The following is a 14,385-nucleotide window of genomic DNA, read 5'->3' as shown; positions in this document are numbered from 1 at the left end:
GTTTACAGTATTTTTACAGCCGTACCAGTGTACCCACTTTTTGTAATAACAACCATTTGACTGCAGGTAAAGCCTAGTAAAGCAAGGTAAATAATTTCCGCTGGAACTCAATTGCCAGAGGATCTGCCTTCCCCAGCGAAGCGAGAATTGCATTAAACGACTGACGCGCCTCGCCTTCCGCAAATTGGCGATCCTTACGCAAAATCGCTAACAAATGCTCCAGTGCCAAGCGATGCTCTGCCTCTTGATGGTACTGCAACGCCAACTGCAAACGCACCTGCAAATCCTCCGGCGCCGCCGAATGTGCAGCTTCAAGTGCCGATAATTCCGGTGTTTTAGCCGCTTGTTTTTTTAGCGCCACCTGCGCTATTAACTGTTCATAAAAGCTGTCCTGGTCGACCATTTTTATGGTGGACAAAATCGCTTCTGCATTATCAATACGATTTAATTCCAAATGACATTGGGCAATCAATAAACCAATGGCTGCCAAATTATTGGATTGCTCATAAGCCTGACGCAACAGCGGTAAGGCTTCACTATATTGTGCTTGCACTATCAAATCCTTTGCTTGTTGCAGCGGCGCCTCCCAAGGTTTTGGCAAGTATTTGGCAAGCAAATCGCGCACCTGCACTTCCGGCAAGGCACCGGCAAAACCATCAACCGGTTGACCGTCCTTCATCACCATGACAGTGGGCAAACTGCGCACACCAAACTGCGATGAAATCATTTGCTGATCATCCGCATTCACCTTGGCCAATAAAAAAGCGCCCGCGTATTCAGTAGCCAGTTTTTCCAAAATCGGCATCAGATTTTTGCACGGCCCACACCACTCTGCCCAAAAATCAATCACCACCGGGCGATTGAAGGACTCATCAATCAAGTATTGCTGGGCGTTGTCGATCGTGATGTCGACAGTGGTTAACAAAGGGCTGTTCATTGTAGTGCTCGTCATATTCATGGGGCGGTTAATCCTGATAGGTTTCCATCTGTCATTGAGGCATATCGCGCAGGCTCAGCGCGACATTTTCGGTAGCTGATGACACATAGGCAATAGTTTCGGTAATAGTCACCGTTAATTTCATGGTCTTGTCAGCCAAGGCGCAAAGTTGTTGTAACTCATCTGCCGCAAAATGGTGAATGGTCACTTTGGGCAAGGCACGAATAGCGGCACTGTTGGTTCTCCACCAAACATCCATGCCGCGACCATAACTAAATACATGCACCGCTTGCGCCTGGCTCGATGCTTTTTTCAGCCGATCAGGCGCCGGTTGACCCACTTCAATCCACTGCAAAATGGTGCCGTTATCGTGCTTTAACCACAGATCGGGCTCTTCCATGGATGAGAGACCTTTAGTGAAGGTTAAATTTTCCGCAGCGCAGTAACAAAAGGCTAGAATGCGCACCATCATCCGCTCCACCGTCTCCGACGGATGCAGTGCGACAGTCAGGTTATAATCGCCATATACACTGCGATCCATATCTGCCAAGGTAATTGTTGCTTTATAAATCGTTGCCTTTTCTGCCACCGTTTTTCTCACTTATCAAAGCTAACCAATGTCCGATACTTCATTTGAAATACCACAAAAATTTGAATTTACTGTCACTCAAGCCGAACAAACTGCGCTCGATTTATTGGCAGAGGGTACTGGGTTGTCCAAGCAGCGCATTAAAGATGCGATGAATAAAGGCGCTGTTTGGTGGACACTCAAGGGCAAAACCCTGCGTTTGCGTCGTGCAACCAAGGTTTTATACAAGGGGTCGCGCATTCAGTTTTTTTACGACGAACAAGTGCTTGCGCGCAAACCGGAAACGGCCACGCTGATTCACGATGCGGGCAATTACAGTATTTGGTTCAAGCCGCCGGGTATGCTTTCGCAGGGCTCCCAATGGGGCGATCACTGTAGCATTTTACGGTGGGTTGAAGTGAATGGACAATTTACTCAAGGGCGCACGCAACGCGAGTGCTTTTTAGTGCACCGTTTGGATGGCGACGCAAGTGGATTAATAATGCTCGCACACGATAGCCAAGCCGCTGGCAAATTATCCACGCTGTTTCAGGCGCGCGACATGCACAAGTCTTATCAAGCCTGGGTAACAGGAGATTGTGAAATTCCATCAAGCGGCTTAACACTGAGCGAGGCACTGGATGGTAAATCGGCCATCACTCACCTTCACAAAGTCCGCACTGAACACAATAAGACGCTGCTGGATATCACTATTGAGACTGGCCGCAAACACCAGATTCGCCGCCACCTTGCCAACATCGGCCACCCGATTGTGGGCGACCGTGTTTATGGCACCAAAGCCAATGTGGGTTTACAGCTCCTGGCCTATCGACTGGAATTTATTTGCCCCTTTAGCCAGCAACGCTTAATCGCGGAGCTGCCTAAAACGATGCAATTTAATCAATAATTATTGGGTCAGCACTTGCAGCGCTGCTGACACATAAACCAGTGGCGCATTCCAGTTAATCGCAATCTCGTTGCTGGCATAACTGCAATAGTGATCGAGGTAGGATTTGGCAGGAATAGCGGAGGGATAAGCCTCCGAGCAATCATCTTTATCCTGCTGGCGCGGTTGTGGGCCCCCTGCAATAAAACCGGGAATGGGCGCTTCTATACCATCTGCACCTGAGGGACGGTGGTGTGGATGTAGAGTGGATTGCTGACCAAATCCGGTGACAAATGCGGTATCCACTGCGTTGCGCCCCAGCACATAATCCAGCGCTGACTGCGCAGCATCCAGATAATCGCGCTCACCATTCAAACGATAGGCCTGTAGCAATATCATGCCCTGCCCCAAAGCTACCGAGTTGCTCCCCCAAATAAAATCCTCGGTTTGCATAGTCACGCCATAGGCTGAGCCAGACCACACAGATCGCAATTGTTTCGCCAGAGTTTCAATGCGACCAACAATCAACTCCTGATCGGCCACCTCACTCAGCTGAGCGCGATGATGCGCCAGCGAAATCCACCCTAAACTGCGCACATCGCCCCATGAGGGAACGGTTGCACTGGTACTGGCTGCTTTGGAGGCTGCGTAATAACTGTCATTGCGGGTAGCGATGTATAACTCAGACGCCGCCCAGAAGAACTCGTCGTCCAACTGGCGATCGCCATATTCACCGGTTTTGATGTCCTCCGGTTGCTGGTAAATCACCGCGGGATTTGCCTGCGCCCATTGCCATGCCGATTCTGCTGCCGCCAGCATTCGAGCAGACATACCCGGCAACTGCTCCTCATACTTTGCCAACACACGGCTAGCAGTTGCCATTACTGCCGCAAAATCCAGCGCTGCTGCAGTCGATTTTTGTACAACATAGCGCTCACTGGTCGCCTCATGGGGCATCACCACACCATCAAACCGCTTATTGGTGAGCTTGTGATAGACACCACCATCATGAGGGTCCTGCATGGTCAACATCCATTCAAGATTCCACAAGGCTTCATTGAGCAGGTCAGGAATGGCATCACCGCTTTCAGGAATGTTCAGATTCTGCCCGACAAAGAACTCAGGAAAGTGCTCATAGGCCGCCAGAAGCGAATAGGTAGAAATACCGGAGTTCACAATGTATTTGTTGTAGTCACCAGCGTCATACCACCCTTTGGGACTGGCGATGACCGTGCCTTCGGGACGCTCAGCACTGGCTGCCGAAGCATGTACCAGTACATGGGTGTCCGGGTGCCCCAATGGGCGCGCATAAATACCGGCATGCTCTGCCAGCAGCTCCGCACTATTGCGATTGAAATAAAACGCCTTGATGCTAGCCGCATTCAACGCAACGTAAGCATCCTCGGCGATTTTGAATGGGCGCGAATCCGCCACACCAGCGACGCGCAATTGATATTCCCCTGCACGCGTTAACTGCGAAAAATCGGCCCGCTGTACGGACTCTTCTGCCGGTTCCCATGTGGCCGCAGGCATCAGGTCACCGCCATAGACTTCTTCGCCACTGGCAACATCAATCACACTGAAGCGACTTGCCGCTACGGCAGGCACTAACGCCCACTTGGCCGAACCGGGCAGGAACCCAAGTTGATTCAACCTGATGCCCAAGGCTGCAACAGCGGGCGACGAATTGCTGGTGGCCGCTATTGATGCGGAGGCTGAAGACGCAGTGCTGTCCCCCTTGCTGCAACCACTCAGCAGAGAAACACTACCCAGCGTCGCTGCTGCGAAAACAACAGCGCATAACGCCTTGGGACTTGGGGTAAAAAATGCCATTGAAACTCTCCATTACCTATCAGGCACTCAGACCTGATCATTATTATGGGCACACAGCATTGAGTGCGACCAAGGCAAAAAGACCTAATAGTCAATACACATCAAAGCTATTGAGGAGGAATTCTGGTAGTGATCCGTAAGGAGATCAAATAGTTAGAACTTTCTTTACAAAAGGAATGGTAAGTTTACGTTGCTCGGCAAGCGAGGCATGATCAAGGCGCTGCAATTGCCAAAACAGTTCGTTGGTATCGCGCGGTAAGCGTTGGATAATGTATTGCGCCACATCATCGCTTAATTCCAACCCACGAGCACGGGCGCGCAATTGCAGCGCTTGTTGTTTATCGTCATCGCTCAGGCTGTGCACCTGATAGGTCAACCCCCACTGCAAACGCGAGCGTAAATCCTCAAGGGTCAGCGCCAATTCACGCGGGCTCTGCTCCGCAGCTACTAATAAACGCTTGCCGTGATCACGAAGTCGGTTGTAAAGGTTGAAAATCGCCAGCTCCCAATCAGAGCGACCAGCCACCGCTGGCAAGCAATCCAGGCAGACCAAATCCACAGCATCCAAACCGGTAAACAACTCATCAGGCGCGTAACCGGCCAAATCACGCAGGGGCAAATACTGTACCGACAAACCTTGATGCTGTGCCTCATGGCAGGCGGCCTGCAACAAGTGCGTCAAACCACAGCCGGGCGCACCCCACAAATAGATAAAAGACTCGCCACTACCCTCTACTTGCTGACGCAACCCCTGTAACACCATGGCATTGTGGGTTGCAGCTGGTGCATAAAAGTTTTCAAAGGTGGCGTCATCATTCAGGTTGACGCCCAAAGACAATTGCTGCGGCAAATGAACCATAACTACTTCTGCCAAACGTAAATCAGTGGATCTTGCAAAGTACCCGCATGAGTGAGCACAGCAGTTGTGCTTGTCGTGGCGTTGACATCATCAGCGGCTGGAGTGCCCGACATTTGCTCACTCTCCATGGCACGCTCCAAATCCGCCATTGCCTCGGCATCTATCCCCTCCGGCAGCGCCGCTATTTGCGTTGGTGCAGATGGCGTCAGGGCAGAGTCAACAGCCGCAGACTGCACCGGCATCAAACGGCGCCCCAGCGCCAGGGTACTGGTCAGCAGGCGAGCATCAGCCTCTGTGGTTAAGCGCACCACAACACCTTCGGCATTGACAGTGACAACCTCCATTCGCTGCACTAATGCCAGCTCTTCCAAGTACGCCTGCACCTGCTTGAAAGCAGCAAAGCTGGTGATATTGCCAATACGCAGCACAATCTGTTGCGGCCCCTGGTTAGTAGGTATGATGGCGTACTGATTCGCAAAATAATCTGCTACGCGATCAATCGCATTGTTAAACAAGCCTTTTACTTCTGGCGTCTCATCAGCGAATGCATCTTGTACATCGCCGTGTAAAAGCACCCAATCACCCTGCCAAGGACCTTGGGCGGGCTCAACTGGTACAGGTATCAAACTGCCATCATCCACCGAACTGGCAGCCGCCGAAGCTATGGATGCGGCACTACTGGCAACATCAGAGCTGTCAAACTCGCCAACAGCCAATGGATCTACCACGATGGCGGCAGGAATCGGCCCCATAGCACTTGGGGTATAACGGCCAATAAGGATTGCATCAGCATTGTAACGAGCCGATGCTGCTTTGATTTTTTGCTGATCCAGCGCCCATAGGTCATCAGCCGAGAGGGAAATACTGTCTTCGACATCAAGCTTGGGAAATACCAGAGGTAACCCACGAAATGCAGCAAAACCATGAATAGCCTGCAAATCAATAACTTCTGGCACCAGATGCAATCCGCGCTGATCTTTAAATACTAACCAAACCAACAAGGTCGGACGCTGGGCAGGCCAGAGTGGCAACTGTGCATCGCGCAATAACTGGGCAATAGCTTGCGGCTCATAATCCAACTGCAGTGCCAACGCCGTAAAACTGCGCGAGCCTTCAACCAGTTTTTCGCTGGAGGATTTATAACTGAAACCAAACAGATAATTCTGGGCTTTGGGCATGGCCGCGCGAACCACCGGATTATCGAGCGCATTGCGCTGCCCGGAAACACGCACCATTAATTCACCAAAAGTAGCGCGCGCAGCCGCATTGCGCTCCGCTTCAGCTTGGGACTTTACCAGCGCCTGCGCGCGATAAATATCGACCTGCTGCCCCGCTAAAACAGGGCTCACAAGCACAGAACACAGTGACAATAACAGGATACGGATCGATAAAAGGCGCACCAAATAAACCCCTGAACACAGCCAATAAATGGGATGGGGTCGCATTGTAACAGGCTTAAACCAGCCAACGGCAAGCGCAATTGGACACAGATTCAAGAAATTGCACCCAAGCGTAGAATCGTCAGGATTGCCGGGCAAGAATAACTTTCGCTGCAATCGCGCTTTGCACTGCACGCCTCGGTATAAGCTGTTAGAATGGCGGCCTTTTTTTAAACCACTCCAACTGCACGAGCTGTGAGCCATTTCCTATGAGCCAAAACCAAACCCCTACCCCATCCCTTAGCTATAAAGACGCTGGCGTTGATATTGAAGCCGGTGATGCATTGGTTGAACGCATTAAAAGTGTTGCCAAACGCACCCGTCGCCCGGAAGTGATGGCTGGCTTGGGCGGGTTTGCCTCGCTGGTAGAGATTCCTGCGGGTTATCGCCAACCGATTCTGGTGTCAGGTACTGATGGCGTAGGCACCAAGTTACGCTTGGCCATGAACCTGCAAAAGCATGACACCATCGGTATCGACCTGGTGGCCATGTGCGTAAACGATCTGGTTGTCACCGGTGCAGAACCACTCTTCTTCCTCGACTACTACGCCACCGGCAAACTCAATGTCGATGTAGCAGCTTCCGTTGTAGCGGGTATTGGCGATGGCTGCGAACTGGCTGGCTGCTCATTGGTTGGCGGTGAAACAGCAGAAATGCCAGGCATGTACGAAGGTGAAGATTACGACCTGGCCGGTTTCTGTACTGGCGTGGTAGAAAAATCCGAAATTATTGACGGCAGTAAGGTCAAGGTTGGCAATACCCTGATCGCCCTCACCTCCAGCGGCCCACACTCCAATGGCTACTCACTGATCCGCAAAATCATTGAAGTCACCAAGGCTGATTTAACGCAGGATTGCGGCGGTCGCCCGCTGGGTGACGCGCTGATGGAACCAACCCGCATCTACGTGAAATCCGTACTTAAGCTGATCAAGGAATCGCAGGTCAATGCCATGGCGCACATTACCGGCGGCGGCCTGACTGAGAATATTCCACGGGTGTTACCGGAAGGCACCAAAGCCGTTATCGACACCAAAAGCTGGACGTTCCCACCAGTTTTCCAATGGTTACAACGCGGCGGCAATGTTGATATGCGCGAAATGTACCGCACCTTTAACTGTGGTGTGGGCATGGTTATCGCCATTCCTGCCAGCGAACAGGACAATGCACTGACCATTTTGCGCAATGCAGGCGAAAACGCATTTGTGATTGGCCATATTGCAACCGCCAACGGAAATGAGCATCAAGTGGAACTGCAGGGTCTTTGATTACATGCCCACCTCCACCCAAACACCATTGCGCGTTGTTGTTCTAATCTCCGGTAGCGGCAGCAACCTGCAAGCCTTGATTGATGGCGCCGCTAGCGGCGAACTGCCAATAGAAATCGCTGCGGTAATTAGCAATCGCCCCGATGTATTTGGCTTGACGCGTGCGCACAACGCCGGAATTGTCACACAAACCCTGGATCATAAAGGCTTCACCAACCGCGAAGCCTTTGATGTGGCACTGATGCAGCTGATTGATAGCTACGAACCTGGGCTTGTAGTGCTCGCCGGTTTTATGCGCATCCTGACACCGGAATTTACCCAGCACTACCTGGGCAGAATGCTCAATATTCATCCGTCGCTACTGCCTAAATTCCAAGGGCTACACACCCACCAACGTGCACTGGATGCAGGCGAAAGCCACCACGGCGTCACAGTACACTTTGTTACCGCCGAGCTGGATGGTGGCCCTGCCGTTATCCAGGCAAAGGTTCCCGTGCTGGCTGGCGATGATGCGGCTTTGCTGGCAAAACGAGTTCAGCGCCAGGAACACGTGATATACCCATTAGCCGTTAAATGGTTTGCATTAGGCAATCTGGCCATGCAAGAAGGTAAAGCCCTGTTAAATGGTGAACTTTTGCCGGCTAGCGGTTATCAAATTGAGGCAAATGAGCCTTAAAGGATTCCTTATGTTTAGCCTCCGTGCACTTCTCCTTTCCGCTGGCGCCCTGCTATCAATATCCACATGGGCAGCAGAAGCGCCAAAAACCTTTGACAACGAATACAGAGCCAAGCTCTACGGCTTTAATATCACCGTCACCAATCGCCTGACAAAAGCCGACGACGGCAGCTACCATTTATTATTCAAAGCGGATTCCATGATTGGCAGCATCACCGAGCAAAGCCATATGCAATGGAATAAAGCACAACAAACCATCAGCCCACTGAAATACACCTATGCCCGCCGTGGACTGGGTAAAGACCGTAATGCTGAACTAACCTTTGACTGGAATGGCAAAACCGTTACCAACAATGTACAAAAAACCAGTTGGGAAATGGATATTGCGCAAAAGGTGCAGGACAAACTGAGCTACCAATTGCAGATGCAGCAAGACCTGCTTAACGGCCACAAGGACTTTGAATACCAGATTGCCGATGGAGGCCATCTCAAGAAATACAAATTCACCACAGTGGGCGAAGAAATGCTGGACACCCCACTGGGCAAGGTAAAGACCGTTAAAATCAAACGCAGCCGCGAAGACAATGATCGCGTAACCTATGCCTGGCTGGCTAAAGACTGGAACTACCTGCTGGTTCGCCTGCAACAAGAAGAAAAAGGCGACACCTACACCATCTATATCCACAAAGCGGTGGTAGATGGAAAAAGCATCACCCAATTTTAATCTATACCCTGTGTCGTTTTTTTACTTAACCTGAAAGGTTCATTATGAATATCTCTGAAAATTGTGTTGCCAGCTTCCACTACACCCTGACCGACGGCTCAGGCAAGGTGCTCGACTCCTCCGAAGGGCAAGAACCCCTGTCTTACCTGCATGGCGCGGGCAACATCATCCCAGGCCTGGAAGACGCACTGGAAGGAAAAAAAGTTGGCGACAAACTGAATGTGGCAGTTAAAGCAGCAGAAGCCTACGGCCTGCGCGATGACAGCTTGGTACAACAACTGCCATCCACTATGTTTTCAGGCATTGACAATATTGAAGTAGGCATGGAATTCCACGCCGAAACAGAGCAAGGCCTGCAAGTAGTTACTGTGACTCACGTAGAGGGCGATCAAGTTACTATTGACGGCAATCACCCATTAGCAGGCGTGGATTTGACCTTTGACGTAGAAATTACTGACATTCGTGCAGCTACAGAAGAAGAGCTGAACCATGGCCACGCCCACGGTGCAGGCGGACATCACCACTAAGGTGACCCGCACAACAAAAAGGCTCCATTGCGGAGCCTTTTTGTTTACGCGAAGCTTATTTGAGCTCCACTTTTTGTTCGCCGCAGCGAGTGCATTTATAGATTGTCACCAACTTGCCCTGCTTCACATCGAACTGTTTTTCTTTAACGACCTGCCACTTATGAAAACCACTTCGACACAAAGTTTTTCCTTTGTGTTTATCAAAAGGGCTTGGCTTTTTAAATTGGATTACATCACCCATAGCAGCACCGCCAGCAATAGAAGCCACTAGGTGCGCGGCAAAGTAACACCACGCTGCCCCTGATACTTACCACCACGGTCTTTGTATGAGGTCTCGCAAATCTCATCGGTTTCAAAAAACAGCATTTGCGCTACACCTTCATTGGCATAGATTTTCGCCGGTAGCGGTGTCGTATTGGAAAACTCCAGTGTCACATGCCCTTCCCATTCTGGCTCAAGGGGCGTGACGTTTACGATAATACCGCAGCGCGCATAGGTAGACTTCCCTAAACACACAGTCAAAATACTGCGAGGAATACGGAAGTACTCCACCGTTCTTGCCAAGGCAAACGAGTTGGGAGGAATAATGCATACATCGCTTTTAATATCGACAAAACTTTTTTCATCAAAGTTTTTAGGGTCCACCACTGTGGAATGCACATTGGTAAAAATTTTGAATTCATCAGCACAGCGAACATCGTAGCCATAGCTGGAAGTACCGTAGGATATAATGCGCTGACCAGCCGCATCGTAGCGAATTTGTCCCGGCTCAAACGGCTCAATCATGCCGTGCTCTTCTGCCATTCGGCGCATCCACTTATCGGATTTGATGCTCATAATATCCCCTTCGCAAATTGTTAAACGGCGCGCATCATAGCCTTTTTAGCATGGAAAAACATCAACCGCGCCCTGAATCAATCAGCGTAAACGCCATGAGTGACGACAAACTTTCGGCACCTGCCGGAGCTGCAATAGCTGCCTGATCAGTCACACATTGATCAATCATCGACTGCAAACTGGAGCGCATTGAATTCAACGCAATAAATTGCTGATCCAAACGATGCAAATACCCGCTCAAGCATTCACGAGCCGCCACCCCGCGCTGCGCCTCATCCTGATAAAACGCCAATAGTTGCCGACACTCATCAAGACCAAAACCAACTGCACGAGCACGCTGTAAAAAACGCAGCTTTTCAATATCAGACATGGAATAAATTCGATAGCCATTTGTAGCCTGCCGCTCGGGCACCACTAACCCAAGTTCCTCGTAGAATCGAATTGTCTTACTGGGTAAACCACAAGCCTGCGCCGCCTGCCCGATATTCATTCATCCAACCTCGCTATTAACGCATTTTGATGCTGCAAACCTTACAGATAAGGAAAGGTTTAATCAATTAGTTGCTCGATGAAGCCATATACTCCATTGAATAATGACCTCACAGCCAATCTTTTACGTTAAAAATGCAACTTTAGGCGACAAAAAAGAGAAGAAAGCACCTATAATAAGAGAAGTAGTCGACAGTTATAAAATTGAAATTTTGTTTTAAATCACTATGTTAATGATGTTTATTGACAAATAGATTTAACAAGACACAATTATTGAACAATTTTTGACCCCATTTTCTCTTGCCGCTGCCCGGAAAATCGCTATGGAATACCTTGATATTAACCATGCCGAATGGCAAAGAATGTGGGATGACCTTGCCAGCTACCAGCTCAATGAAGGTGATCCTCTGTGTGTGAATGATGGCCACTGCTGGGAATATATGGGCTCTACCGCGCATCACCATCACTTACGCCACGCCTGTCATCCTCTGACCAACAAGCCTGAGTACATCTACATCGAACGCGCCGGCGCTGCGCTGCGCTGGGCATAAACTATCAGCACCATCTTAATGTGCCATCACCAGCAGGATTTCGGCGCGTTGTCACACAATTCTCATCCATTCCCGAGCAAAAATATGTTAAGGTTTGAGCGCTTTTTAACAGCGACAACCCATTAACCCTAAGAAATATAATTTACTAAAATAACAATGAAACGTTTTGCCTTATTTGTTGGGATTGGAGGCATTTCCAGCCTTTTCCAGTTTCTCCTGCTCATTATTTTTGTTGAGACGAAACTATTAACTGAGGTGACAGGATCTGCCGCAGGTTATTTACTTTCCTCGCTATTCAACTATTGGGCAAACTACCGCTTCACATTCAAAAGTACTCGCAGCCATGCACAAGCCTTTCCTCGCTTTGTTGTCGCCGTGGGAATTGGCCTGTCATGTAATACCCTGATATTCGCCACCTTTTTATGGTTATTTGATAATTACCTACCTATTCCTTGGATGGAGAATTATCTGGCTGCACAATTTATAGCGACGGGCATCACTGTATTCATTAACTTTGCGGTTCAAAAAATCTGGATTTACAGGAATCACTAACATGACAACACAAATTCCATCGCTGGCAATTGTCATCCCCTGTTACAACGAAGAGGAAATGCTACCCAAAACCCTGACAACCATGCTATCACTGCGCGATGGAATGATTAGCCGGGGGAAAATAAATACAGCCTCAAAAATTTATTTGGTCGACGATGGCAGCAAAGATAAAACCTGGCAAATCCTTTCCTCAGAAGCCGCCAATAACCCCGCATTGGTAGCTGTAAAGCTATCGCGAAATAAAGGCCATCAAAATGCACTCTATGCAGGACTTTGCACTACAACAGAAGATATTACCGTCAGCATAGATGCAGACTTGCAAGACGATCCACAAAATATCGAAGCCATGGTGGACGAATACCTCAAAGGAAATGACGTGGTATACGGCGTACGCTCAGCGCGCCATACCGATACATTTTTCAAGCGTTTTACCGCCGAAGGCTATTATCACCTGATGAAAAAAATGGGCGTGGATCTGGTTTTCAACCACGCAGACTTCCGCTTGCTTTCGCGTCGCGCATTGGAGTCACTGAAAGAGTACGATGAGTCCAACCTTTTTTTACGCGGCATAGTACGCGAAGTTGGTTATCCCTCTTCTGTCGTAGAGTACGAACGTCAGGCTCGCGAAGCAGGCGAAAGCAAATATCCATTGAAAAAAATGCTCTCCTTTGCATGGAAAGGCATTACCGCTTTCTCCACCGCACCGCTACGCATGATTACCATTCTGGGATTGCTCTCAGGTTTCGCCTCATTTTCACTCATTGCCTGGGTATTGATAATTCGCTTTTTTACCGACAATGCCACCCCAGGTTGGGCTTCAGTACTTTTGCCTTTGTTGTTTATTGGCAGCGTGCAACTTTTATGTCTCGGGGTGATTGGTGAGTACCTGTCAAAAATTTATGAAGAAGTAAAAAGAAGGCCGAAATTTCACATCAGTGAAGTTATCAAAAATTCAGGGGATATAAACTCATAATTAAAAAATTTATATCACCCGAGAAAGTAACACTCAAAAAATACCGAAAAATCACATTAAATCGGCATCAACTATTAGCTCCGCACTAGTGCCAGCAACACATGCGCCACTCCCAACAATTCGAACAGTTTGACCCGATGTTTTGGCTGACAACAAAAGTGAATACAAAGCATTTATAGCATCATCATTATTAAACTTTATTACAAGGTGGTGATGCCATGTGGCGCAAGCAGGCGCACCAGTATAATTTGTTATGCGAACCGCCAACAATTTCAAATCAGGTATAACTTTCACATTCTGAATCTTGCCAGTACCAGTCCCCGCAACAGAACATAAAGATGAAACACACAAAGTAACAAGTAACATCAATCTTAAAAGCATTTGATCACTCCTTATATTAAGATAACAATTTAAAAACTTAGTATCACTGAACATATACACGATTAGCCGAATTACAATTATTTATATCCAAAAAATCGATTCTTACTTTTTTCTCCGCCATTTTTGCTGCGAGAAGAATGCTTAATACCATTTTTGTATCTGTATTTGCAGACGTAAACCTGATGGTAGAGCAAGAACATTGACCAGAAGAAGATGTCACACTCACATATACAGTACCGGAAGGGTGATCCAAGCCAACCATACCAATAGAATTATTATTCTGCGTGCACGCCAAAGTCATACTGGAAAACATACCTGATGCCGCTAATAAAGTTATTTTTAAAAATTTATTCATTTATTTATATTCCTTTTCTTACAACACCTTCAGGACTCTTACTAAAGAAAGCTTATCCATCAAAAAACATCGCATCAAAAACCACAATTTTTATGCAACACTTGGCATTACTGTCTAATCTACACACAAGAAAGCCAACATCATTAACTCTTAAATCACACACCCGCCCAACCACCCTATATTAACGTAAAAATCAGGCATACAGCTCTCAGTAAATTTAAAAACTTCACTTAATTCAAAACCATTCAAACACCACCCATTATGGTGCCCACCGCCCCCAAATGATCGAGGTAGAGATATTTTTTATCCGCGCTGTTAGCTTGCAGAACATTATTAACCGTTCGATAGGTGTAACCCGCATCGGCCACTGTACGTTTCCATTCCAACAACAGTGAGGTTATTGGTGGCAATGCGTTCGACACTTCCCAAATACGTTGTGCTGGTAATGACAACCCCATTTTTATCAATCCGCTGCAAGCACGCACAATCAGGGCAGTAATTGAGCTCAGCATAATTTTGGCGTTCTTGTTGAC

General features: G+C 48.5%; 19 protein-coding genes. 8 read left to right on the top strand and 11 right to left on the bottom strand.

Going from position 1 to position 14,385, the window contains the following annotated elements:
• Nucleotides 1–73: 73 nt before the first annotated feature.
• Together trxA and B0D95_RS03205 are read right to left on the bottom strand one after the other, a co-directional pair.
• Nucleotides 74–937 (bottom strand): thioredoxin, encoded by an 864-nt coding sequence (trxA, locus tag B0D95_RS03210; protein ID WP_078042550.1) that lies wholly within the window; start codon nt 935–937, stop codon nt 74–76.
• 52 nt (nt 938–989) lie between these two features.
• On the bottom strand, nt 990–1,538 hold the full coding sequence (locus tag B0D95_RS03205; RefSeq protein WP_246841711.1) for a YaeQ family protein: 549 nt from the start codon (nt 1,536–1,538) through the stop codon (nt 990–992).
• 16 nt (nt 1,539–1,554) lie between these two features.
• Here B0D95_RS03205 and B0D95_RS03200 point away from each other — a divergent pair, with 16 nt between their 5' ends.
• Entirely contained in the window at nt 1,555–2,412 is an 858-nt protein-coding gene (locus B0D95_RS03200; protein WP_078042548.1) for an RluA family pseudouridine synthase, read from the top strand.
• On the opposite strand, the gene B0D95_RS03195 is transcribed toward B0D95_RS03200, so the two are convergent.
• The 3 genes from B0D95_RS03195 to B0D95_RS03185 form a co-directional block, all read right to left on the bottom strand.
• A complete protein-coding gene (locus B0D95_RS03195) occupies nt 2,413–4,224 on the bottom strand; it encodes a glycoside hydrolase family 9 protein (protein ID WP_078042547.1) in 1,812 nt (603 codons plus the stop codon).
• A 145-nt stretch (nt 4,225–4,369) separates the two neighbouring features.
• Nucleotides 4,370–5,083: a DnaA regulatory inactivator Hda gene (hda, locus tag B0D95_RS03190; RefSeq protein WP_078042546.1), complete on the bottom strand. Its 714-nt coding sequence runs from the start codon at nt 5,081–5,083 to the stop codon at nt 4,370–4,372.
• A gap of 2 nt (nt 5,084–5,085) precedes the next feature.
• Nucleotides 5,086–6,432, bottom strand: a complete 1,347-nt coding sequence (locus tag B0D95_RS03185; protein WP_168172390.1) for a DUF2066 domain-containing protein — start codon at nt 6,430–6,432, stop codon at nt 5,086–5,088.
• Nucleotides 6,433–6,731: 299 nt separating this feature from the next.
• On the opposite strand from B0D95_RS03185, the gene purM reads away from it, so the two are divergent.
• Genes purM through slyD form a run of 4 tightly spaced genes read left to right on the top strand, consistent with a single transcriptional unit; the run spans nt 6,732 to nt 9,714 of the window.
• Entirely contained in the window at nt 6,732–7,787 is a 1,056-nt protein-coding gene (gene purM, locus B0D95_RS03180; RefSeq protein WP_078042544.1) for a phosphoribosylformylglycinamidine cyclo-ligase, read from the top strand.
• A gap of 4 nt (nt 7,788–7,791) precedes the next feature.
• Nucleotides 7,792–8,463, top strand: a complete 672-nt coding sequence (gene purN, locus B0D95_RS03175) for a phosphoribosylglycinamide formyltransferase (RefSeq protein WP_078042543.1) — start codon at nt 7,792–7,794, stop codon at nt 8,461–8,463.
• 10 nt (nt 8,464–8,473) lie between these two features.
• Entirely contained in the window at nt 8,474–9,187 is a 714-nt protein-coding gene (locus B0D95_RS03170) for a DUF3108 domain-containing protein (RefSeq protein WP_078042542.1), read from the top strand.
• A 44-nt stretch (nt 9,188–9,231) separates the two neighbouring features.
• Nucleotides 9,232–9,714 carry a peptidylprolyl isomerase gene (gene slyD / locus B0D95_RS03165; RefSeq protein WP_078042541.1) on the top strand — a complete coding sequence of 161 codons (483 nt, stop codon included), beginning with the start codon at nt 9,232–9,234 and terminating at the stop codon, nt 9,712–9,714.
• Between the two features lie 55 nt (nt 9,715–9,769).
• On the opposite strand, the gene B0D95_RS03160 is transcribed toward slyD, so the two are convergent.
• From B0D95_RS03160 to B0D95_RS03150, 3 genes are all read right to left on the bottom strand, one after another.
• Nucleotides 9,770–9,955, bottom strand: a complete 186-nt coding sequence (locus B0D95_RS03160; protein WP_078045599.1) for a hypothetical protein — start codon at nt 9,953–9,955, stop codon at nt 9,770–9,772.
• A 26-nt stretch (nt 9,956–9,981) separates the two neighbouring features.
• On the bottom strand, nt 9,982–10,551 hold the full coding sequence (gene dcd, locus B0D95_RS03155; protein ID WP_078042540.1) for a dCTP deaminase: 570 nt from the start codon (nt 10,549–10,551) through the stop codon (nt 9,982–9,984).
• A 61-nt stretch (nt 10,552–10,612) separates the two neighbouring features.
• Nucleotides 10,613–11,041, bottom strand: a complete 429-nt coding sequence (locus B0D95_RS03150) for a MerR family transcriptional regulator (protein ID WP_078042539.1) — start codon at nt 11,039–11,041, stop codon at nt 10,613–10,615.
• A gap of 322 nt (nt 11,042–11,363) precedes the next feature.
• On the opposite strand from B0D95_RS03150, the gene B0D95_RS03145 reads away from it, so the two are divergent.
• The 3 genes from B0D95_RS03145 (at nt 11,364) to B0D95_RS03135 (ending at nt 13,116) form a co-directional block, all read left to right on the top strand.
• Nucleotides 11,364–11,591 carry a 4-diphosphocytidyl-2C-methyl-D-erythritol kinase gene (locus B0D95_RS03145; RefSeq protein WP_078042538.1) on the top strand — a complete coding sequence of 76 codons (228 nt, stop codon included), beginning with the start codon at nt 11,364–11,366 and terminating at the stop codon, nt 11,589–11,591.
• Nucleotides 11,592–11,747: 156 nt separating this feature from the next.
• Nucleotides 11,748–12,143 carry a GtrA family protein gene (locus tag B0D95_RS03140; protein ID WP_078042537.1) on the top strand — a complete coding sequence of 132 codons (396 nt, stop codon included), beginning with the start codon at nt 11,748–11,750 and terminating at the stop codon, nt 12,141–12,143.
• Nucleotide 12,144: 1 nt separating this feature from the next.
• Nucleotides 12,145–13,116, top strand: a complete 972-nt coding sequence (locus tag B0D95_RS03135; protein ID WP_078042536.1) for a glycosyltransferase family 2 protein — start codon at nt 12,145–12,147, stop codon at nt 13,114–13,116.
• 51 nt (nt 13,117–13,167) lie between these two features.
• Here the strand turns inward: B0D95_RS03135 and B0D95_RS03130 are convergent, their stop codons facing one another.
• The 3 genes from B0D95_RS03130 to B0D95_RS03120 all read right to left on the bottom strand — a co-directional run bounded on the left by B0D95_RS03130 (nt 13,168) and on the right by B0D95_RS03120 (nt 14,364).
• Complete coding sequence (locus B0D95_RS03130; RefSeq protein ID WP_078042535.1) at nt 13,168–13,497, bottom strand: hypothetical protein; 330 nt, start codon at nt 13,495–13,497, stop codon at nt 13,168–13,170.
• A 43-nt stretch (nt 13,498–13,540) separates the two neighbouring features.
• Nucleotides 13,541–13,852: a hypothetical protein gene (locus B0D95_RS03125; protein ID WP_078042534.1), complete on the bottom strand. Its 312-nt coding sequence runs from the start codon at nt 13,850–13,852 to the stop codon at nt 13,541–13,543.
• A gap of 245 nt (nt 13,853–14,097) precedes the next feature.
• Nucleotides 14,098–14,364, bottom strand: coding sequence for a hypothetical protein (locus B0D95_RS03120; RefSeq protein ID WP_078042533.1), 267 nt, complete (start codon nt 14,362–14,364; stop codon nt 14,098–14,100).
• Nucleotides 14,365–14,385 lie beyond the last annotated feature (21 nt).

The sequence above is a fragment of the Cellvibrio sp. PSBB023 genome, assembly GCF_002007605.1.
Taxonomy (GTDB): domain Bacteria; phylum Pseudomonadota; class Gammaproteobacteria; order Pseudomonadales; family Cellvibrionaceae; genus Cellvibrio.
Note: the sequence above shows the minus strand (reverse complement) of the source record. Positions and strands in the feature narration are given on the sequence as shown.